Here is a 20,240-nt window from a genome sequence, read left to right on the forward strand (position 1 = left end):
TTTAAATCCCTAGTATATTTCTTATGCTTTATTTTTGTATTTAAACCTTCAATACCAAAGGTTTCGTATTTTCTGATCCATTGCTGGACTGATGTTTTTGTAACTCCAGCTATCCTTGCACAATCCTCCTGTGAACAAATACCATTCAAATACATTTCTACTATACGAGTCTTTTCCTCAAAAGATACTTTTCCTTTTCTTCCCATAAAAAATATGCCCTCCTAGTGATAACAGTTTTATTATTTAAACTGTCTATTACTAAGGGAGCATATCAATTTGCTGACATTTCTTTTTTTAGCGTTTGTGAGTTAATAACGAACACAAGTGCGAACGCAAATATTTGCGTTCGCACTTATATTCGGAATGAGGTAAAATTTAAACTGTATATAAAGAAAAGGAGATGCTTACTATGCGGGAATCGAGAATATTACAATATAAAAAAAGTATTTCAAATACATTTTTAAAGACCGTGAGTGCGTATGCAAACTATAGAACAGGGGAAATCAGATTCGGAATTGATGATAATGGTCATGTAGTTGGGATTGAGAATACAGAGGATGCCTGTTTGGATCTTGAAAACAGAATCAATGACAGTATTAGTCCGAAACCGGATTATTCTCTGGATATTAACAAGAGAATCGGTGTTATTACACTTACAGTCAAAGATGGATTACATAAACCGTATTTTTATAAATCGAAGGCATACAAAAGAAACGATTCGGCAACTATTGAGGTAGACACATTGGAATTGACCCGCTTGATACTGGAAGGTCAAAATAAAAGTTTTGAAAGTTTAAAATCAAAAAAACAGGATTTATCTTTTGAAAGGCTTGAAAAAGCTTTTCAAGCAACTATTGGCATAAAAAAAATTACTAAGGATGTACTGAAAACGCTAGAATTGTTCTCCGAAAGTGAAGGTTATAATAATGCTGCAGAACTGGTTGCAGATGAAAATGATTTTCATGGGATTGATATTGTCAGGTTTGGCGACAACATAAATATATTGCTGGATCGTGAAACCTTTGAACATATTTCTGTGCTAGACCAATTTGAAAAAACGATGAATCAATATCGCAAATATTATCAGTATGAAGAAATAAAAGGCACCCTAAGAAAAACTGTGGAAGTTATTCCTGAAGAAGCATTTAGAGAGGCAATCGCCAATGCAATTATTCATAGAACATGGGATTTAAATGCACATATCCGTGTGGCTATGTATGAAGACAAGATTGATATTATGTCTCCAGGTGGTTTGCCGAAAGGGATGACTGAAGAAGAATATCTCGAAGGGCAAGTATCCATTCTCAGGAATCCAATAATTGGAAATATTTTTTTTAGGTTGCACCATATTGAACGATTCGGAACTGGTGTCAAAAGAATAAATAGTGCATATGAAAACAGCGATATGAAACCACAATTCGGGTTATTCGAAAATTTTATAAAAATTACTTTGCCGGTTGTTCAACTGAAAACCTTGCTGAGTCCAGATGAGAAGTTGGTATTCCAGACCCTTTCAGGTAATAAAAAGATGTCGAGTACAGAAGTAGCAGAGCTTACAGGATTCGGGAAAACAAAAGTTGTGAGCTTGTTGAAATCATTGATTGAGCAAGGATACGTGAAGGTGGTAGGATCTGGACGAGGTACAAGATATCTGACTTGAAGTTTAGGCATTTCAAACATCTTTCCAATTCCCAAAAACAAAAATAAGTTGATTCTGGGAAATAGAATGTCATATGAGTGTAGGTGGTGATATATGTCAAGAGGTACAACAACTACAAGAATGCGTGATTATTATGACATTCATATTTTAATGAGCCTATATGAAAGTGAGCTCAATAACGATGTTATGAAAGAAGCATTTAAAGAAACGTCTAAACATCGAGGTAGTATTGACAACATAAAAAATAGCGAATATGAATATTTTCGAATGATAGAAGAATCAGAGGTCTTGGCTAAGTTATGGAATCAATATAGTTCAAAAGATGATTATGTATCTAATGTTCAATGGATAAATACACTTGAAAGTGTTAGGAAGGCAATTGAAAAAATCAAATAGAATTGACAATTGGGCTAAATCAAAAAATGATTTTAGTATAAAAGACAAGAAAGGAATAATATTAAACAAGATGTTGAAACACATCTACAGACAATTCCAACATCTTGCCAGCGTTGCCTGCGGATAATACTAAGGCAAACTACGATACAACAGATAACAATAGGTAACAAAAAGAAAAAACCAACTCTCTAAAACCTGATACCCTGAGCTAAACTAAGTAACGCCAGGTGACACCATTGAAATTTGATTTTACAAACGGGCTATGTGGAAACTGTGCTTAAGATAGTGAGGGATATCAAGGGTTAGAGAATTTAATATGAGGAGTTTATGTGGGGTAGTGTAAAATTAATGGTGTAAACTTCTGAAATGATATAAAATACAAATATCATTAGGAGGATTACACCATTATGACGTTATTGGACAAAAAAGAAGTAAGAAGGTTAATGAAGGAAGGCAAGTTAAAGGATATCTCTGACATCCAAAACCTTCTGAAGGCTCAATTCAAGGATTTGATTGAGGAGATGCTCGAAGGGGAAATTGAGCATGAACTGGGGTACAGCAAATATGACTACAAGAATAAGGATACCTTTAATTCTAGGAACGGTAAACGTTCAAAGAAGGTTAAATCAGATTACGGTGAGATTGAAATAGATGTACCAAGAGACAGGACTGGAGACTTCGAACCCAAGATAGTAAAGAAAAACCAAAGGGATGTTTCAAGCATAGACGACCAGGTTCTCAGCATGTATGCAAAAGGAATGTCCGTAAGGGATATCCAAGACCATTTGAACAACCTGTATGGTATAGAAGTATCTCCAACAATGATTTCAAATATCACGGACAAGATACTGCCTGTGATAACAGAATGGCAATACAGACCGCTGGATTCCGTATATGCCCATGTAGTATTAGATGCCATACACTACAAGGTCAGACAAGATAGAAAGATTGTAAATAAGGCTGTCTACATAGTCATTGGCGTAAATCTTGACGGATTCAAGGAAGTGCTTGGAATGTGGGTTGGTGAATCAGAAACTTCAAAGTTCTGGCTCAAAGTACTTAGTGACATTAAGAATAGAGGTGTTGAAGATATTCTTATCGCATCAATTGACGGATTGCCTGGATTCAAGGACGCAATAGAAGTAACTTTTCCCAATACTGAGATTCAAAGGTGCGTAATTCACGTAATCAGAAACTCTACAAGGTATCTTTCCTACAAGGATAGAAAAGCCTTTATCGCAGATTTAAAACCGGTCTATACTGCAGTAGATGAAACACAGGCACTTGAGGCATTATCCTTCTTGGAAGAAAAGTGGGGAGAAAAATATTACATTGCCATCAAACCCTGGAAAGATCACTGGAATGAAATAGCCACCATGTTCAAATATCCATCAGACATAAGAAGGCTCATATACACCACAAATGCCATAGAGAGCTTCAACAGGCAGCTTCGAAAAGTAACAAAATCCAAGAGTATTTTCCCTACCGATGAATCACTGCTTAAGATGCTGTATCTTGCAACTGTTGATATTACAAAGAAATGGAGTCAGAGAATAAGGAACTGGTCTATGATAATCGGACAACTCAACATCTTTTTCGAGGGAAGAATTTAACTATCCCAAGAAAATCAGATAGTTATTACCAATAGATTTGGCGTAGCTGAAACCATTTACATGGAGGGGCTGACATGGTAGCCTGTTTTTTGTAGTGCCTGAATTAAGGCTGCCACAGGCATAGTAGCCATGTCAGCAGAGGCTCCGTGTCAATGGCAAATCGGCGCTGAGCCAGTAAAAAAGCCATAGCTTTTAAACTATGACTTAATCTACATTGATTAAATTTCAGAATGTTTACACCAATTACTTGACAGACTCTTATGTGGAAATTTCGATAAATTGTCGTCATTTCCATTTTTATTTGCAATTCAATTTCCTACTTCTGTTTAATAACATTTTTGAGATGGTTTATTTTGTATACTATCTCGTGATTTGGTTTGTTGAAAATGTGGGTTAGGGTTGACGAGTTCATTTCTTGTGTTTTAATATCTCATCATATTTACATGTATTGATAATTGTGTCATACTTTAAGTATAAGGTTGTTTTGCACGTCTTGGCTCCTGATTAATTGCGTATTTATCATATAGCCATTCAGGAAATGCTTTTGGCAATCCACCTGATATTTAAGGGATCTAAATTGTCAGTACAGGATTCCATAATGAAAGAATAATACTTATGGAGGAATAATAATGCAGGATGCAGATGTAAAAAATATTGTGATGAAAAAGTGTCTCATAATAGTTTTCTCATACCATCATAAGAACACTTATAAGATTGCGATGGAGTTTTCAGAGGTGCTGAATGCCGATGTAAAGACTCCGGAACAGGTGATTGTGGATGAGCTTGAGGCGTATGAATTCATTGGTTTTGGAGCAGGAATAGATAGTGGAAGACATTACAAGCCACTCCTTGACCTGGCGGATAGACTCCCAGATGTAGAAAATAAAAAAGGATTTATCTTTTCTACAAGCGCCATGCAAGGAGAGAATAAGGTGAAAAAGGATCACTCATTGCTAAGAAGTAAATTGGAATCAAAGGGTTACAAGATAGTAGGAGAATTCAGCTGTAAAGGACATGATACAAACAGCTTTCTAAAGTATTTTGGAGGAATAAACAAGGGAAGGCCAAATGGTGAAGACCTCAAGAATGCAAAGGAATTTGCCGTGAGGCTATTAGGATTAATATAAATGGCTTGAATCCCGTCAAGTAGTGCAGCATTTCTTCCTTTTTTTTTCAACTCTTGAAAGGGGGAATAATTCTGGACTTTTGGATGGAGTCTGATAGGACATATAATAAGGATGGATGTTGTTGAGTATAACAACGGGCCATGTAGAAACTGTGCTGAAGATAGTAAGCAAAATCAAGGGGTAGAGGGATTTGAAGAGTCATAAAACTTCCTACATTGGAAATTGCGTGTAGGAAGTTTTTTTCTTTACATTAGGAGACCTATACGATCTCATCAAAACCAATATTCTTTTCAATATCCAGCCCTTTGTCTATATTTTCCCCTATATGCTTTATCATCATATAGGGCCTTCTATCGTACTGGTTGCTCCTGTTATATTCAAAGATTCTACCCAATGCATTAACATTGGTTTCGTGGAGAATTAAAGATTTGCCGTCACTTAAATAGAGTAATACATCTTTGATTTTTTTTAGAGAACTGCATCTTGACTCTTTATTCCAATAGATTTTTCTAACTTCAAGGGTCTCCCCCAGATAATATAGGATCAAATGACCGTCCACTACAATCGCCTTGCCGCCATCAGCCTCAAGTTCATGAAAAATTCTCCTTGCAAGTTCACTGGTATGGACAGCACTGTATTTTGACAGCTGATAGCTGGTTTCTTGTTTAAAGGCTGCTTTAAAACCTTCTTCATCAAGGGAATCTTCTGCTATACGGCGAATCGTCGATACATCCAATGTCCCCGACAATCCGTAGACAGAGCTTATAAGGGTAGTATTAAACTGTTCCGATGCAAATTCGTAGCCAAAGGGTGTATAGTAACGTTCATCAGCCGGCAGCAGAATCAATGTATTGACTTGATCTTCTTTGGCTATGTTTTCGGCAAGTTTAAGCATCTTCTTCATAATTCCTTGTCTTCTATACTCCGCAAGTGTTGCAACGGCAACGATATAGTATATTTTAACTGCTTCTTCACTGCTGGTGAACTTAACATAATAAGGATTTAAATGAAGCATGGCACATAAAAGCTCACCATCATAAACAGCAATAACCTTATTGGTAGGTCTAACATATTTAAAATAGAAATCCAAATAGGATTTGCTGTCTTCAATAAATATTTTTTCCCACAGCCTGCGGATATTTATATCATCTTTGTCCGTTGCAAGTTTATATTCCAGTTCCATCGTCATCACTTCACTTTTCTAATCTCGTATTTATCTTCCATTCTCAGTGGTTCATAGGATTCCTTTGATTTCCTAAGCCCGGGTATGCCCAAATCTTCTTCTCGGTTAACAAGTTCGACATCAGGATATATTTCATTTAAGAAGGTTTTAGACAAGAAAGGATACAATCCTCTAATCTCTGAATTCGCCTTTTCGACATGTATAATAACCTCTCTGCCTCCATTGATCAAGGAACCAATGGATAAAGCTTCCAACTTATCATCTATATATATTCCAAATACACTGGCATCTAAGATTTCTTCATGCTCCAATACGAAATCTATACCTTCTATTTCATTATCGATTCTTGCACTTGTAGCGTCAATATTATCAATCCATGTTTCCAGACATGTATTTACATCATCCCTGTCCTTTCCATTAAGGATTCTAAAGCTGTAACGGCCCTCATAGTCCCTTATAAAGGCATTGATATGGTTGCGTTTTTTCCTTAATTTCTTCCCTGGTAAATTCCGCAGACGGGCTCCATCATAAATATAGTCTGCATAATCTCTGGAGCATGTGATTTCATACTCACCTGGGTATTCTTTCTCTACAAAGTCTGCAAACTCCTTATTAACTGAATACATGATCAGTGACTTATCAAACCGTGCAAACATTTCTTTCACTTTTTCAAAAGCTTCCATAAAATACTCTTCTTTACAAAGAGGCATTTGTGAATAACACTTATCATCAAAATGTCCAAAAATCAACATGTAATTTTTATCAAAATACATATGTGGGTTATTTCTACTTTTCCATAAAAACAAAGTAGTCAGACCGAACTCGCAACTCTCTATATCTCTTAGTCTTAAATAGGGTTTAATTTTGTCGACATGATCAAGGTCCAGTGGTTCTAAATCTGTGCATGTTACTATTTGTTTATCTTTCATTGTCATATAAAACCTCGTTTCTCAAATTGTCGTCTTGACTATTATATCATATTTAAAATGATGTACAAGTAGCCCCAAGTGTTCTATTGCAAACTTCGACTTCGTGATGAGATTTATGAAAAGAGAGATTTGCTAAAGCTCTAGCTGTAGATGAAAATAAAAAAATGAACTTTTTATGATTATATTTTACTCATATTTGTAATATAATGTATAACTGTAAAGATTAATAAAGAATTAAGCATATTGAAAAATAGAGCGGAATATAAAGGGAGGAACAAGTTGAGATTTATTTCATGGAATATTGATTCGTTAAATGCGGCCTTGACAAGTGATTCAAACAGGGCGGTGAAAACAAGAGGAGTAATTGATACAATTCTTGACAAGGATCCGGATGTAATTGCCTTGCAGGAAACCAAGTTGCCGGTCAAGGGACCGAGTAAAAAGCATATGGAACGTTTGGATGAGGTTTTTAAAGGATATTCATATAAATGGAGGACTTCACAAGAACCGGCTAGAAAGGGTTATGCCGGGACCATGTTTTTATATAAGGAAAAGTATTCTCCTGAAGTCTTGTATCCTGAGATTGAAGCTCCGGATACCATGGATTTCGAAGGAAGAATCATGACTTTGGATTTTGGGGAATTCTATCTCACTCAGGTGTATACGCCCAATGCAGGAGACGGGTTAAGAAGATTGAAGGAAAGGCAGGTCTGGGATGAGAAGTATGGTGAATATCTTCAGGCTCTTGATAGGGAGAAGCCGGTTTTGGCGACAGGAGACTTTAATGTAGCCCATAAGGAGATAGATCTGGCCCATCCGGCAAACAATCGCAGGACAGCAGGTTTTACTGATGAAGAACGTGAAGGATTTACTAATCTACTAAACAAAGGCTTCACGGATACCTTCAGACATATTCATGGTGATGTGACAGGTGTGTATTCCTGGTGGGCACAAAGGGTAAAAACAAGTAAAATCAATAATTCTGGCTGGAGGATTGATTATTGGCTGGTCAGCGACAGGCTTGCTGACAAAGTTGTAAAATCAGAGATGCTGGATTCAGGTGAAAGACAAGATCATACACCAATAATGCTGGATATAGATATATAGGTGGGATTTGTTTTCACAAACGCTCATATGGAAACAGTAGTATTGATGTCGAAAGCGAGGTATCCACATTAAGGGATAACTCGCCTAGTTAAACTAAATATTATTTACTTTCATGGTGCTTTGATTTTACACTATCGATCGTGTTTTATTTGTTATGCTTGGGTTTACCTTCTGTCGGATTCTTAAATCCACAGCAATCAATACCGCCTTCACCATAAGTTGATTTGTTTTGTTCTGCAAGATTATCAAGGAATTTCTTCCATCTTTTTTTGAGTTTTGCGAATATAAGATCACTCCTTTTTCAATTCTATTGGTATTTCAATTAAAAATGTACTTCCAATACCGACCTGAGAACTCACCCTGATTTCTCCATCTATTAGTTTCAAATTTTCTTTAACTATGAATAATCCAATTCCGTCTCCATCAATTTGACCAGTACGATTACTACGATAGTAAGCCTGGAATATTTTTTCCTGCTCTTCTTTATCTATACCGATTCCAGTGTCTTGAATCTTTATTGAGAGTTTACCATTATTAACGATGTAGCTAAGACTAACACGGCCTTTTTTTTCAGTATACTTGTATGAGTTTATCAAAATATTGTATATGGATTGACTGAGTTTATATTTATCAGTGGATATCTGTACAGTTTCGGTGGATACCAGATCCAATGATATGTCCTTCATATCAAACTGAGCCTTTAAACCGAGTATGATCTGTTTCATAAGATGATGAAATTCAAATGTTTCTATTACAACCTGTTCAACATCCTTCTCTGCATCAATCATGGAGCTTACATTTGAAATAATGCTTGTAATATTGTCAACTTGATTTTTACATGTGGATAATTCGTCATCTTTTACTTCAATCACCCCATCTTCCATAGCTTCTATATGAGATTTCAATATAGTAAGGGGGGTTCTTGTTTGATGTACTAACTGGTCTATTAAAGATTTTCTGCTTTTTTGCTTTAATTTTAATCGGGTATTCAATTCCATGAGACTTTCTCTTATAGCGTGGATTTCTTTAATAGTGGTTCCCTTTGATTTGGAAACCTTACCAAATTGAACATCTGAAGCCATTTTTGCGGTTTCCTGTAAAGTATTGCTCATCTGTCTACTTACAAAGATGCCGATGATAATTGAGATTACAATTGCAATTAATATTGAATAGGAGCTGTTGGCAAGAAGAGAAGCTTTGAATTTTCTAGCAACAAAAGAATTCTCTGCAATACTGTGGATGGTGATGTTCATAATACCAATGACTTTTTCATCGTGTGTTATTGTTATCTGCTTAACTTCATTTGATGTAGATCCCATCATTCGGTTCATAATGCGTCCATTCATCATTTCGTCCATCATGTAATTGTAATCTTCGACTTCCACAAGTAAGTTGCCAGAGGGGTCATATAGCTTGATTCCTATGATTGGGTCATATAGGTGAGTTTCAAGTTCAATGGCCATTTGACTGTATGATACATCATCGTGTATCAATGTGTTTCTTGTATAATCTATAATTTGATTCACATGTGTTGAATAGCTTTCTATTAAATAATCAGTAAAATATTTATCGGTCAGGGATGCAAGTATAAATGCATTAACACAGACAGATACGATGGAAACAAAAATCAATATCATTAACCACAGTTTTCTTATGCTCATAGAAATTCACCTCCAAACACATAGCCCTGTCCGTATTTAGTCTGTACAAACTTCGGCTTCTTTGGATCGTCTTCAATCTTATGTCTTATGCGTTTGATATAACTGTCAATGTTTCTGTCAAAACCATCATAACCGACACCAAAAGACTGTTCAATCAATTGTTCTCTTGTAAGGATTTGCCCTTTGTTTCTTATCAATGCGTAAATGATTTTAAACTCTGTTGATGTCAATGGAATTTCCCTGTCATTTTTCGTCAGTTTCATTGAATGTGTAAATAGTTTGAAAGGATCTGAGGTTATGATTAATTCATCACTTGCCTGGTATATTCTTTTTAAGAATACTTTTACCCTTTCCATGAGCTCACGCGGGCTAAAGGGCTTGACGACATAGTCATCAGCCCCTTTTTTAAAACCTTTTATTCGATCTATTTCTTCATGTTTTGCTGTAAGCATGATGATGGGAACTTCAGATATTTCTCGAATCCTCGCAAGAACCTCAAATCCATCTATACCAGGCATCATTACATCCAAAATGACTAGGTGGTAGTGATTGTTGGAGAAATATTCAAGAGCTTCAAATCCGTCTTTTGCCAAAGTACAACTATATCCGGTTTTTTCAATATATTTCTGTATGATGGAGCTGATTTCTGATTCATCTTCAACAACAAGAATCTTATACACTTTCCCACCTGCCTTTTAGGTTACCTGCTAATTACCTTCATTATACGCTTTTTTCGAACCTATTTCATTATCTTTGGATTACTTGCAACTACTTTCTCTCAATTACATTTTTACGTTTCAGGTATTCTTCTTCTGTTATATCTCCATTGACATACAATAACTTCAATGAAGCTAGTGCATTATTTGAGTTGATTTTATATCTTTTTATAGCCCAAATAATTAATGCAACAACTCCAATCACTACGCCAATCATAACACCAAAATGCCAAAAACTCAAATAACGGTATCCTCCCCAAAAAGGACAACTTTCACTACCAAACCACCAGTAACCGTGCATAATTTTTAAACCTCCTTAGTTTATCGTTTAGAAATAAAATGCTCCATTTTTTATGATGTTAATTCTTTAGTGTTTCTTTCATCTGCAAATACGTTGCTTCATCAATTTCTCCATTGATAAATCTTTCTTTAAGAATATCTTCCGGCGATTTATTGCCTATAAGATTTTCTTTGTTGTTGCTGTAAAAATAATATAAAACAACACCAATCAAGATCGGAAATATAAACATCATACTATAACCTCCTTATCATCTTTACTTATATTATCCACCTGAAATATGGCACAATTATGACTATTATATTTGTTAGGATATGGAACAAATCCTCTTGTGCTGTGTTCTGTAGAAGTCATATTTATATACTCTTTTTATGTCTTCCACAACCATACCCTCTGGAGAAGGAAAAGCAGCACATGCGTTGAATCCTTTGTTTTTTACATAATTTAAATGTGTAATGCTTTTATAGACTTTCTATGGCGTATATAATATACTATAACTATAGCTTGGAATTAAGATTTACTTTTTGTACCAATGTACCGATTTTTGATAGGAAAACCATAAGGTGTATCCAATCAAGATTCAATATAGAATTCAAGGAGGAAAATCATGAGCATGTTTTGTTATCAATGTCAAGAGACAGCAAAGAACACAGGGTGTACGGTAAAGGGTGTTTGCGGCAAAAATGAGGTAGTTGCAAAGCTTCAGGATTTATTGATCTATAGCTGCAAGGGTATTGCTGAAATTGTTGTTAAAGGTAAGGTTGACGTCACTGCAATTCCAGATGCCAATCATGAAGTGCTGAATAGCCTGTTTATCACCATTACCAATGCGAATTTCGATGATGATGCTATTGAAGCGCAGATCAAAAAAATGATGAATATACGTAATGGATTAAAGAATCAAAATCCGGCAGTTGATCTTCATGATGCTGCAACCTTCACTGTAGCTGGCAGAGACGGAATGCTGGAAAAAGCAGCTTCGATTGGTGTTTTGTCGACTGAGAACGAAGATGTCAGATCTCTAAGGGAATTAGTAATATACGGACTTAAAGGGATGGCAGCCTATACCCACCATGCACTTAATATTGGAAAAGAAAACGATGACATATATTCCTTTATTTATGAAGGTTTAGCTTCCACATTAAATGATGGTTTAAGTGTGGATGAATTAGTTGCCCTGGTACTTAAAACAGGAGAGTATGGTGTTGCGGCAATGGCGCTACTAGATGAAGCTAATACATCCAAATATGGTAATCCTGAAATAACCCAGGTTGATATTGGTGTAAGAAATAATCCTGCTATCCTAATATCAGGACATGATCTTACAGATCTTGAGCAGTTATTGGAACAGACTCAGGGAACAGGTGTTGATGTTTATACACATAGTGAAATGTTACCGGCACACTATTATCCATTCTTCAAAAAATATGATAATTTCGCAGGAAACTATGGCGGTTCATGGTGGCGTCAAATCGATGAATTTGGACCATTCAACGGACCGATACTATTTACGACAAACTGTATTGTTCCACCTCGAAAAGATGATATAAGAGATCGTATCTTCACAACAGGTTCGGCTGGCTTCCCAGGATGTGGCCATATTGAAGCGGATGAAAATGGTAAGAAAGATTTCAGAGCAATTATTGATATGGCAAAACAATTACCTGCTCCAACAGAAATAGAGACTGGAAGTATTGTAGGTGGATTTGCACACAATCAAGTCTTTGCACTAGCTGATAAAGTTGTTGATGCAGTAAAATCCGGTGCCATTAAGAAGTTCTTTGTAATGGCTGGCTGTGATGGTAGAATGAAATCCAGAGAATATTATACAGAGTTTGCAGAGAAACTGCCAAAAGATACAGTAATCTTAACAGCAGGATGTGCGAAGTACAGGTACAATAAGTTACCACTTGGAGATATCGGGGGCATACCTCGTGTCCTTGATGCCGGTCAATGTAACGATTCATATTCATTGGCAGTGATTGCGTTGAAACTTAAAGAAATTTTTGAACTTGAGGATGTCAATGAACTTCCCATTGCCTATAACATTGCATGGTATGAGCAGAAGGCTGTTATTGTACTTCTTGCCTTATTGTATCTAGGTGTGAAGAACATTCATCTAGGACCGACTTTGCCGGGATTCCTTTCTCCAAATGTGGCAAAAGTTCTTGTGGAAACCTTCGGTATTGCGGGTATTGGCACTGTCGAAGACGACATTGAATTATTTATGGCATAAGATTCACCAGTTAAATATTTTGATTTGAATAAGCATAACCAGTCAAGTTAAGATTGGTTATGTTTTTTTATGGATTCATATGAATGTGTTACATGAGTAACTTTAATTTTGATAAAAGGCAGCTAAAATGTAATTAGTTAATGAAATATTACATGGAAGGAGAATGGCATGGATATATTTACAATAGGATTTTGGATAGTAGGAGCGGTACTTTTTATTATTTCCATATTCAAGAACAAAGAGAAATCAAAAGAAGCAATGAAAAAATCAAGAGGTATGATGAAAAATATGATAGGGGATATCATCGGTATCATTTTCTTGATAGGACTGATTCTAACAGTCATACCGCCTGAAACCATAGAAAGGGTTTTGGGGTCAGGAAATACTCTGCTTTCTTCTTTTGCAGCAGCGATAATTGGGAGTATAACTTTGATTCCAGCTTTTGTGGCATTTCCATTGGTAGGGTCATTCGTTGATGCCGGAGCAAGCATTGTTCCAGGTGTGGCTTTTCTGACAACCTTAACTATGGTCGGTGTTGTCACATTTCCTCTTGAGAAAAAAGAGTTTGGAACCAAGTTTGCAGTGACCCGGAATATATTAAGTTTTGGTGCGGCGATATCTATAGCCGTCTTGATGGGAGTGATACTATAATGAATGCAATATTGAAGAAGAATAAGTTGTTTATGATTATTATCATTATATATACGGCACTTATGGTATTTAAGAATGATATGGCTTTTACAGCATTAGGAAACAGTATGTACTATCTGATAGAAATGGCTCAGATACTGCCTGTCATATTTATGCTGACAGTTGCCATTGATGTATTAATACCTAAAGAATGGATTGTAAAACGATTAGGCAGGAAATCCGGCCTTGCAGGTGCAGCGCTGGCATTGGCATTCGGTAGTTTGTCAGCAGGTCCTATATATGCAGCCTTTCCAATAGCTAAAACCCTTCATAAAAAAGGTGCTAGTGTGGGAAATGTTGTGATCATACTAAGTGCCTGGGCGGTTATTAAAGTTCCGATGTTAGCCAACGAGGCTAAATTTCTTGGACCTGACTTCATGGCAGTAAGATGGTTGTTGACTGTTTTATTCATATTTGCAATAGCACTGATTATGGAAAAACTTCATATTCATGTAGAGCATGAAGTGGAGTTAATTAAAGAAGATGTCATTGTGAAGAAAGATTATTGCATCGGGTGTACGGCCTGTGTAAAAGGAATGCCGGAGTTTTTTGGTATGAAAGATGGCAAGGCTTATGTCATTCAGCCGGATACAAAGTTGGCATTGATTGATGAATACAAGAAGGAGAAGCTGTATAAAGTTGCAGGAAAGTGTCCGCCAAGAGCAATAGAAATCAATGGTTAGAGCGACTATTCCAAAATATCTTTATTAAGAATTTGAATAGATTTAGCATCAAAAGCAATGAGTCCTTCAGAAGACATTTTTTGCAACTCTCTGGACAAAGAGGTTCTGCTGACACCGAACATTTCAGCCAAAGATTTCTTTGACATTGCTAATTTTATATTATAAGAGTTCTGGAGCATGGATTGCTTAGACAAATATGTAATGATGCTTTGACGAATAGTTCTGCTGATCCTATTTTTCATCTTAGTTCCAATCAGGACGGACAAATCTGATATTATCTTGATGAATTGCATGAGAAAGGTCGGATAGCTATTGCAAAGTTCAAAAAGTACATCTTTCTGCACTGTAATCACTTCGGTTTGTTTCTTGGCAGTTATTGTCATAGGATAGCAGTCAGTGCTTGAAAAGATTAGGTTTGCTCCGATTATATCACCATTGCCGAAATGATTGACAGTCATGAGATCACCTGATATGCCAATGCGCTCAATAGCTATTTCACCCTGCATGATGATTTCTATCTGAGTACATTCTTCGCCCTCTATATGAATGATTTCATTCTTGTCATAGGATTTTTTAAGAAATTTGTTATTGTACAAATAATCAGAGAGGAGCATAGGTGGCAGGACACCCAAAATTGTATTTTCATATTCTGTAGTTGAATGATTAGTTGTCATAAGCTTACCTCCGTTAAGAAAATTATATAGCATAACAATAGTGCAAACAAATAAAAAATAATGTTACCAATGTAACTTATTTATATGGGATTCAGAAGTATAATGATATCAAATATTAAAAGTGAGGATGAAAGAAATGATTGAAAAAGTATATAAGTACAGTACATCTGACGATAAGGTGGTAGAAAAGCTGATTATGGATGACAATGTCAATTACATCCATATGGTATTTGGTAAGGATGAAGGTTTGCCGGAGCATTATTCAAATTCGAATGTTTATATGAATGTCATTCGAGGGAAATTGAGTATAGCACTAAACGATCAGGAAGTTCATTCTTACGAAAAGGGAACGTTGCTGGAAATACCGTATAATACAAAAATGAATGTAGGGAATAAAGATGAAGCTGTTTTAGAGCTGATTGTTGTAAAAGCACCTGCACCACAGAATTATAAGAAATAGATGATGATTTAAAGGGGTAAGAAGGTCATAATGTGCCCTTTTAATCTTTCTTAGAAAATATGATTATAAATTTACCGGCATAGCAAAAGCGTACAGTTATTTGATTCAAATCCATTAGATTTATTGCCAATAATTACAAAGAATGCCAAACACAAGAATGATAGTTATAACATATAGATTAGTTAAGAATAGAAGGTAAATGCATATGAATTAAAAGAATAATAAAGCAAATCTGCGAAATATGATTATTATGCCGACAACCTTCCGCCTTCACCATTAAACTCTCATAGAGAATGAAACCAGCATGCTTATTAATTTTAGTCATGTTGCTTCTTTTTGTGGAAATGAAAAAAATTCCGGGAAAACATCGGAAATATCGACAGAATCGACAACGAATTTATGTATAATGATTATTTTTGCATGAAATGAATTAATATGATAAACTAACCAAAGAAGTAGAATTGTCTACTTAAATAGAATATTAATTAACAATCAGGGTGAGTTTTACTTTTCATCTGTGTATATCTTGTAAAGGAGTATGATATTAATATTTGATATTGTATCATGTTAATAAAAATGAAAAGAAAGAATCTGATTTCTATAACTGAGTTTGCAAGGCTCAGAGGTGTAACGACAGAGACGTTAAGACATTATGACCGCATAGGATTGCTCAAACCAGCTTATATTGATCCTAAAACTGGGATGAGATATTACTCTTTGGCTTTTGAAGATGAAAAATTGGGAACTATAATTGAACTCAAACAATTAGACATGTCACTAGGGGAAATTAATAATTTCTTACATGAGCGTAGTTTGAATAAAAGTTATGTTACCTTAAAGAAGAAACAAGCAGAATTGAAAGCTAAAATTGAGAACATGAAGCTATTGTATAATGTACTTGATCAAAGAATTCTAAAGATAGAACAAGCTATCCTACATGATTATGATTTTGATAGAATTTATCTTAAGCATATTAATAAGAGAAGAATAATTATTTCTGAGTTGGGATATACTGATGAATACGATTTGAATCGAGCTGCAATTATTATTGAGAGAAAATTAGATGAAACAGCCCCTATCTTAGGAGGGGAGAGGTTTATTTTAGTATTTCCATATGAAAATATTATTAGAGATAATATCAAAAATGAATGCAGGATAGGAATTGTTATGGGAAAGGACAATAATTCGATTTATGAAAATTTCAGAATTGAAAGTGGATTGTATGTTTGTACATATCGATTTGGGAGTCCTTTTGATATTAAAGTTTCATTGCAGAGCATTAAGGAGTTTTGTTTCAAAAAAAAATTAAGAATTTGTGGAAATTTAATAGCAGTATTGACCGTAGATATGAGTGTAACAGATATACCTGAAGAAAACGTATATGAACTACAAGTTCCTGTAATAAAGCAAATTTGATTATATATAGATTAAACTGACTTTTGTTTTTAACAAAGGTCTTTTATTTTGTAAATTTTAAATACATGATTATTTATGAGAAAATAAATTATTTACTTGACCTTTGTGTAGCACAAAGGTGTATCTTTGTTTATAAGAGCTCTTATAATAGATGAAAGGAAGTTTAAAATGATTCAAGTATATTCAGAAATAGGAAAGTTAAATAAGGTTATGTTGCATCGGCCTTGTAATGAGTTGTATCAAATAAATCCATTTAATCTTGAGGAAATGCTTTTTGAAGATACTCCATATTTAAAAGATGCTCAATTTGAACATGATTCATTTTCTAAAATACTAAAGGATAATGGTGTGGAAGTTGTATATTTAAAAGATCTATTTTATCAAGCAATGATGCGTGAGGATGTACGTAGAAGTTTCATACTAGATTTTACAGAACTCTCAAACATATCATCCATAAGGCTTAAAGAAAAGGTTAAAAATCATTATACAAATTTAGACCTCAATGATTTTATAGACAGTGTTTTTGAGGGCCTTAGAAGAGATAATCCATATTTCAAAAAAAAGGACTCTCTAGGTGAGATGACATATTTGGATGATATTTTTATTGTTAATCCGATGCCTAATTGTTATTTTACTAGAGATAGTAGTGTAAATATTGCAGATAGCGTAATTATATCTAATATGGGAAAACAATTTCGAAGAAGAGAACCATTACTTTTGAAGTATATACATCAATATTCTGATGAATTCAAGGACAATCCTACAATAAATTTATTTGACAACACTTTACCCTATGGGATTGAAGGTGGAGATATTATCATATTATCTGATAAGGTAGTTTGTATTGGTTGTACTGAAAGAACAAGTCCTGGGGCTATTGAGTATGTTTCGATGAAACTGTTTGAAAAGGGATATGAAGCGATATATGCATTTGAACTTGAACGTGGGAGAAATGCTATGCACTTAGATGGGATGCTTACTATGATTGATTATGAAACTTTTATTTTCAACCCATTTTTAAGTGGAAGTGTCAATGTTTTTAAGATTTCACCTGGAAGAGAAAAAAGCATTAAAGTGATAAGTGTAACAGATAGTTGGGAGAAAGTTTTGGCTGATGCCCTCAATACTAATGCGGTAAAGCTAATTCCATGTGGAAATGGAGATAGAATTATCGGGAATTGGGAACTGTGGAATTTGGGATCAAATGTCCTAACTATAAAACCTGGTGAAGTAGTAGGTTATGACAGAAATGATGTTACTTTAAGTTTGCTCGATAAAGAAGGTATTAAAGTCCATACATTCTCTGGTTCTGAATTATCAAGAGGCAGAGGTGGGGCTCGCTGTATGAGCATGCCGATGATAAGAGAGAAAATTTAGGAGGAATAGTATGAATATTATTGATTTAGCAGCTACCATTATATGGGAATACATGTGGGGAATGCCGTTAGTACTTTTATTGATGTTCGCTGGAGCTTGGATGACATACAAATCAGGATTTTTCCAGTTTAGGTATTTTAAAAGAACAATGAAATATTGTATGCAATCACTATTTGGTAGAAAGAGTAGAGTTGACGGGCAAGGGGCTGGGCTTTTGAATCAGCTCCAAGCTACAAGTATGGCTTTAGGGACAACCATAGGTGTTGGGAATATTGGAGGCGTGGCTACTGCTATTGCTGTTGGAGGTCCTGGAGCAGTGTTCTGGATGTGGATTTCAGGATTGTTTGGAATGGCTCTTAAAATGTCAGAAATTACATTAGCTGTTCACTACAGAAACCAAGATGATAATGGTGAAACCTATGGTGGACCCACATATTATATTGAAAAAGGAATAAAAAGAGAAAAAAACTTAAAAAATGTATTTAAGATTTTGAATACTTTGTTTATAACGGGCGCATTATCAACACTCGTAATTAATATACAGACTTATACAGTCTCTGAGGCAATAGGTAATACTTTTGGAATTAGCATGGTTGTTGTTGCTGTAATATATACAGCATTACTATACCTGATGATTGGAGGGGGAATAAAAGGACTTGGTAAAATCGCTGGAATTTTAGTCCCTATAATGTGTTTATTTTACTTTGTTGTAGGAATATTTATTATTATCATGAATATCAATCTGATACCTGGAATCATTATAATGGTTGTTAAAAGTGCATTTACAGGCACTGCAGCTTTTGGTGGATTCATGGGTGCAGCTGTAATGGTAGCTATTAAAACAGGCATTTCAAGATCTGTTTTCAGCAACGAAGCGGGGTGGGGTACAGCAGCGATGATTCATTCTACTGCTAAGGTTGATCATCCGGTAAAGCAAGGAATGTTGGGAGTATTTGAAGTATTTGTTGATACATTTGTGATATGCTCAATAACTTGTTTTGTAATTTTGATTAGTGGTGAATGGTCAACTGGTTTAGATGGTGCAACCCTTACATTAGCAGCATTTGAAAGCCAAATTGGCTATATAGGAAGAGTGATCTTAGCTATCAGTGTGTTTATTTTTGGATTAACAACTTCAAGTGGTGTATACGCTCAACTTGAGGTAGTACTAAGATATATTGTAGGGGATACTCCTTTAAAAGTTAGACTGGTCAATATACTGAAATTAATTTATCCAATTCCAAGTTTAGCAATGGTGCTCATTGCCGTTTACTATGGATTCCCTGGAACAACATTATGGTTGCTATCAGATGGAACAACAGTACTGCCAATCTTTGCTAATTGTATTGCATTATTGATATTGTCCCGCAAATTTACAGAGCTTACACGGGATTATGTTGCTAGGTATATAGAAAAGAAAAAACCTGAAACGGAAATTAGAGTATTCTATGTTGATTAAGCGTTATGCATGAATTAAGATAAAAGAATGAAGTTAGATAAAGAAATGCACTTGAATATTCGTGTTGAAACACCTTAACCTCAGTTGCTTACAAACAATTTGACGTAATTCCTTACTTTTTCGCGTAAATCGAATTACGCCAAATTGTATTAAAGTTTGTGTTATTAGACAATAAACTCTCATAGTTACTGAAATTAACATGTTTACTAATTGAAGTGCCCCCTGTCAAGTAGACAGTAGAAAAAACAAAAAAATTAGTACCGTCAACTAATTAGTTGGCGGTATTTTTATGCAGCATTATCCATGAGATATTGTCTATATTCCAATGGTGTCATACAGTTTAATCTCTTCTGATATCGCTTGTTGTTGTAATAAAATATATAATCCTTAATTGCTGCTTCCAGCTCATCGTAAGTATTGAATTTCTTCAAATAGTACATTTCTGATTTTAACATTCCCCAGAAGGCTTCCATAGGACCATTATCAATACACCTAGCTACTCTGGACATGCTTTGGATCATTTCAGCGTCATTAAGCTTCTGCCTAAAGGTCTTG

At 35.1% G+C, this 20,240-nt stretch carries 22 protein-coding genes; 12 read left to right on the plus strand and 10 right to left on the minus strand.

The window, feature by feature from the left end; all coding sequences use genetic code 11:
• On the minus strand, positions 1 to 206 hold a 206-nt coding region (locus BUB05_RS17120), incomplete at its 3' end, for a helix-turn-helix domain-containing protein (protein ID WP_139257990.1).
• A 203-nt stretch (positions 207 to 409) separates the two neighbouring features.
• Here BUB05_RS17120 and BUB05_RS17125 point away from each other — a divergent pair.
• The 4 genes from BUB05_RS17125 (at position 410) to BUB05_RS17140 (ending at position 4,796) form a co-directional block, all read left to right on the plus strand.
• Positions 410 to 1,660, plus strand: a complete 1,251-nt coding sequence (locus BUB05_RS17125; protein ID WP_073050850.1) for an ATP-binding protein — start codon at positions 410 to 412, stop codon at positions 1,658 to 1,660.
• Between the two features lie 93 nt (positions 1,661 to 1,753).
• On the plus strand, positions 1,754 to 2,056 hold the full coding sequence (locus BUB05_RS17130) for a nucleotidyl transferase AbiEii/AbiGii toxin family protein (protein ID WP_073050851.1): 303 nt from the start codon (positions 1,754 to 1,756) through the stop codon (positions 2,054 to 2,056).
• Positions 2,057 to 2,463: 407 nt separating this feature from the next.
• Complete coding sequence (locus tag BUB05_RS17135; RefSeq protein WP_073050852.1) at positions 2,464 to 3,669, plus strand: IS256 family transposase; 1,206 nt, start codon at positions 2,464 to 2,466, stop codon at positions 3,667 to 3,669.
• 629 nt (positions 3,670 to 4,298) lie between these two features.
• Positions 4,299 to 4,796, plus strand: a complete 498-nt coding sequence (locus tag BUB05_RS17140) for a flavodoxin family protein (RefSeq protein ID WP_073050853.1) — start codon at positions 4,299 to 4,301, stop codon at positions 4,794 to 4,796.
• A gap of 259 nt (positions 4,797 to 5,055) precedes the next feature.
• On the opposite strand, the gene BUB05_RS17145 is transcribed toward BUB05_RS17140, so the two are convergent.
• Positions 5,056 to 5,979 (minus strand): GNAT family N-acetyltransferase, encoded by a 924-nt coding sequence (locus BUB05_RS17145; RefSeq protein WP_175548592.1) that lies wholly within the window; start codon positions 5,977 to 5,979, stop codon positions 5,056 to 5,058.
• A gap of 5 nt (positions 5,980 to 5,984) precedes the next feature.
• Positions 5,985 to 6,914: a DUF2156 domain-containing protein gene (locus tag BUB05_RS17150; protein ID WP_094763051.1), complete on the minus strand. Its 930-nt coding sequence runs from the start codon at positions 6,912 to 6,914 to the stop codon at positions 5,985 to 5,987.
• 273 nt (positions 6,915 to 7,187) lie between these two features.
• Between BUB05_RS17150 and BUB05_RS17155 the strand changes: the two genes are divergently transcribed.
• Positions 7,188 to 8,015 (plus strand): exodeoxyribonuclease III, encoded by an 828-nt coding sequence (locus BUB05_RS17155; protein WP_073050855.1) that lies wholly within the window; start codon positions 7,188 to 7,190, stop codon positions 8,013 to 8,015.
• A 145-nt stretch (positions 8,016 to 8,160) separates the two neighbouring features.
• On the opposite strand, the gene BUB05_RS18935 is transcribed toward BUB05_RS17155, so the two are convergent.
• The 5 genes from BUB05_RS18935 to BUB05_RS18775 all read right to left on the minus strand — a co-directional run bounded on the left by BUB05_RS18935 (position 8,161) and on the right by BUB05_RS18775 (position 10,925).
• Positions 8,161 to 8,301: an LDCC motif putative metal-binding protein gene (locus tag BUB05_RS18935; protein ID WP_281258005.1), complete on the minus strand. Its 141-nt coding sequence runs from the start codon at positions 8,299 to 8,301 to the stop codon at positions 8,161 to 8,163.
• Positions 8,302 to 8,305: 4 nt separating this feature from the next.
• Positions 8,306 to 9,676: a sensor histidine kinase gene (locus tag BUB05_RS17160; protein WP_073050856.1), complete on the minus strand. Its 1,371-nt coding sequence runs from the start codon at positions 9,674 to 9,676 to the stop codon at positions 8,306 to 8,308.
• Entirely contained in the window at positions 9,673 to 10,356 is a 684-nt protein-coding gene (locus BUB05_RS17165) for a response regulator transcription factor (RefSeq protein WP_073050857.1), read from the minus strand. Before BUB05_RS17165 ends, BUB05_RS17160 begins: the two co-directional genes overlap by 4 nt.
• Positions 10,357 to 10,444: 88 nt before the next feature.
• Positions 10,445 to 10,693, minus strand: coding sequence for an SHOCT domain-containing protein (locus BUB05_RS17170; protein WP_073050858.1), 249 nt, complete (start codon positions 10,691 to 10,693; stop codon positions 10,445 to 10,447).
• Positions 10,694 to 10,751: 58 nt separating this feature from the next.
• Positions 10,752 to 10,925: an SHOCT domain-containing protein gene (locus BUB05_RS18775; RefSeq protein WP_175548593.1), complete on the minus strand. Its 174-nt coding sequence runs from the start codon at positions 10,923 to 10,925 to the stop codon at positions 10,752 to 10,754.
• A gap of 372 nt (positions 10,926 to 11,297) precedes the next feature.
• On the opposite strand from BUB05_RS18775, the gene hcp reads away from it, so the two are divergent.
• The 3 genes from hcp (at position 11,298) to BUB05_RS17185 (ending at position 14,299) form a co-directional block, all read left to right on the plus strand.
• A complete protein-coding gene (gene hcp / locus BUB05_RS17175; protein ID WP_073050865.1) occupies positions 11,298 to 12,926 on the plus strand; it encodes a hydroxylamine reductase in 1,629 nt (542 codons plus the stop codon).
• 168 nt (positions 12,927 to 13,094) lie between these two features.
• Complete coding sequence (locus BUB05_RS17180; RefSeq protein WP_073050867.1) at positions 13,095 to 13,577, plus strand: permease; 483 nt, start codon at positions 13,095 to 13,097, stop codon at positions 13,575 to 13,577.
• Positions 13,577 to 14,299 carry a permease gene (locus BUB05_RS17185; RefSeq protein ID WP_073050869.1) on the plus strand — a complete coding sequence of 241 codons (723 nt, stop codon included), beginning with the start codon at positions 13,577 to 13,579 and terminating at the stop codon, positions 14,297 to 14,299. Before BUB05_RS17180 ends, BUB05_RS17185 begins: the two co-directional genes overlap by 1 nt.
• 5 nt (positions 14,300 to 14,304) lie before the next feature.
• On the opposite strand, the gene BUB05_RS17190 is transcribed toward BUB05_RS17185, so the two are convergent.
• Positions 14,305 to 14,973, minus strand: coding sequence for a Crp/Fnr family transcriptional regulator (locus BUB05_RS17190; protein WP_073050871.1), 669 nt, complete (start codon positions 14,971 to 14,973; stop codon positions 14,305 to 14,307).
• Between the two features lie 136 nt (positions 14,974 to 15,109).
• On the opposite strand from BUB05_RS17190, the gene BUB05_RS17195 reads away from it, so the two are divergent.
• The 4 genes from BUB05_RS17195 (at position 15,110) to BUB05_RS17210 (ending at position 19,685) form a co-directional block, all read left to right on the plus strand.
• Positions 15,110 to 15,433 carry a cupin domain-containing protein gene (locus BUB05_RS17195; RefSeq protein ID WP_073050873.1) on the plus strand — a complete coding sequence of 108 codons (324 nt, stop codon included), beginning with the start codon at positions 15,110 to 15,112 and terminating at the stop codon, positions 15,431 to 15,433.
• Between the two features lie 576 nt (positions 15,434 to 16,009).
• Positions 16,010 to 16,849: a MerR family transcriptional regulator gene (locus BUB05_RS17200; RefSeq protein ID WP_073050881.1), complete on the plus strand. Its 840-nt coding sequence runs from the start codon at positions 16,010 to 16,012 to the stop codon at positions 16,847 to 16,849.
• Positions 16,850 to 16,975: 126 nt separating this feature from the next.
• Positions 16,976 to 18,226, plus strand: coding sequence for an arginine deiminase (locus tag BUB05_RS17205; protein ID WP_139258062.1), 1,251 nt, complete (start codon positions 16,976 to 16,978; stop codon positions 18,224 to 18,226).
• 10 nt (positions 18,227 to 18,236) lie between these two features.
• On the plus strand, positions 18,237 to 19,685 hold the full coding sequence (locus BUB05_RS17210; protein ID WP_073050877.1) for an alanine/glycine:cation symporter family protein: 1,449 nt from the start codon (positions 18,237 to 18,239) through the stop codon (positions 19,683 to 19,685).
• A gap of 287 nt (positions 19,686 to 19,972) precedes the next feature.
• Here BUB05_RS17210 and BUB05_RS17215 read toward each other — a convergent pair.
• Positions 19,973 to 20,240: IS3 family transposase (locus tag BUB05_RS17215; protein ID WP_139258064.1), on the minus strand; the 268-nt coding region annotated here is incomplete at its 5' end.

The sequence above is a fragment of the Dethiosulfatibacter aminovorans DSM 17477 genome (assembly GCF_900142005.1).
In the GTDB taxonomy this organism is placed as follows: domain Bacteria; phylum Bacillota; class Clostridia; order Tissierellales; family Dethiosulfatibacteraceae; genus Dethiosulfatibacter; species Dethiosulfatibacter aminovorans.

Excerpts from the sequence above, each read along its gene's own strand:
- BUB05_RS17210 (WP_073050877.1), top strand. The coding sequence starts at position 18,237 with ATGAATATTATTGATTTAGCAGCTACCATTATATGGGAATACATGTGG.
- BUB05_RS17145 (WP_175548592.1), bottom strand. The coding sequence starts at position 5,979 with ATGGAACTGGAATATAAACTTGCAACGGACAAAGATGATATAAATATC.
- BUB05_RS17160 (WP_073050856.1), bottom strand. The coding sequence starts at position 9,676 with ATGAGCATAAGAAAACTGTGGTTAATGATATTGATTTTTGTTTCCATC.
- BUB05_RS17180 (WP_073050867.1), top strand. The coding sequence starts at position 13,095 with ATGGATATATTTACAATAGGATTTTGGATAGTAGGAGCGGTACTTTTT.
- BUB05_RS17170 (WP_073050858.1), bottom strand. The coding sequence starts at position 10,693 with ATGCACGGTTACTGGTGGTTTGGTAGTGAAAGTTGTCCTTTTTGGGGA.
- BUB05_RS17140 (WP_073050853.1), top strand. The coding sequence starts at position 4,299 with ATGCAGGATGCAGATGTAAAAAATATTGTGATGAAAAAGTGTCTCATA.
- BUB05_RS17130 (WP_073050851.1), top strand. The coding sequence starts at position 1,754 with ATGTCAAGAGGTACAACAACTACAAGAATGCGTGATTATTATGACATT.
- BUB05_RS17200 (WP_073050881.1), top strand. The coding sequence starts at position 16,010 with ATGAAAAGAAAGAATCTGATTTCTATAACTGAGTTTGCAAGGCTCAGA.
- BUB05_RS17190 (WP_073050871.1), bottom strand. The coding sequence starts at position 14,973 with ATGACAACTAATCATTCAACTACAGAATATGAAAATACAATTTTGGGT.
- hcp (WP_073050865.1), top strand. The coding sequence starts at position 11,298 with ATGAGCATGTTTTGTTATCAATGTCAAGAGACAGCAAAGAACACAGGG.
- BUB05_RS18775 (WP_175548593.1), bottom strand. The coding sequence starts at position 10,925 with ATGATGTTTATATTTCCGATCTTGATTGGTGTTGTTTTATATTATTTT.
- BUB05_RS17125 (WP_073050850.1), top strand. The coding sequence starts at position 410 with ATGCGGGAATCGAGAATATTACAATATAAAAAAAGTATTTCAAATACA.
- BUB05_RS17185 (WP_073050869.1), top strand. The coding sequence starts at position 13,577 with ATGAATGCAATATTGAAGAAGAATAAGTTGTTTATGATTATTATCATT.
- BUB05_RS17195 (WP_073050873.1), top strand. The coding sequence starts at position 15,110 with ATGATTGAAAAAGTATATAAGTACAGTACATCTGACGATAAGGTGGTA.
- BUB05_RS17135 (WP_073050852.1), top strand. The coding sequence starts at position 2,464 with ATGACGTTATTGGACAAAAAAGAAGTAAGAAGGTTAATGAAGGAAGGC.
- BUB05_RS17150 (WP_094763051.1), bottom strand. The coding sequence starts at position 6,914 with ATGACAATGAAAGATAAACAAATAGTAACATGCACAGATTTAGAACCA.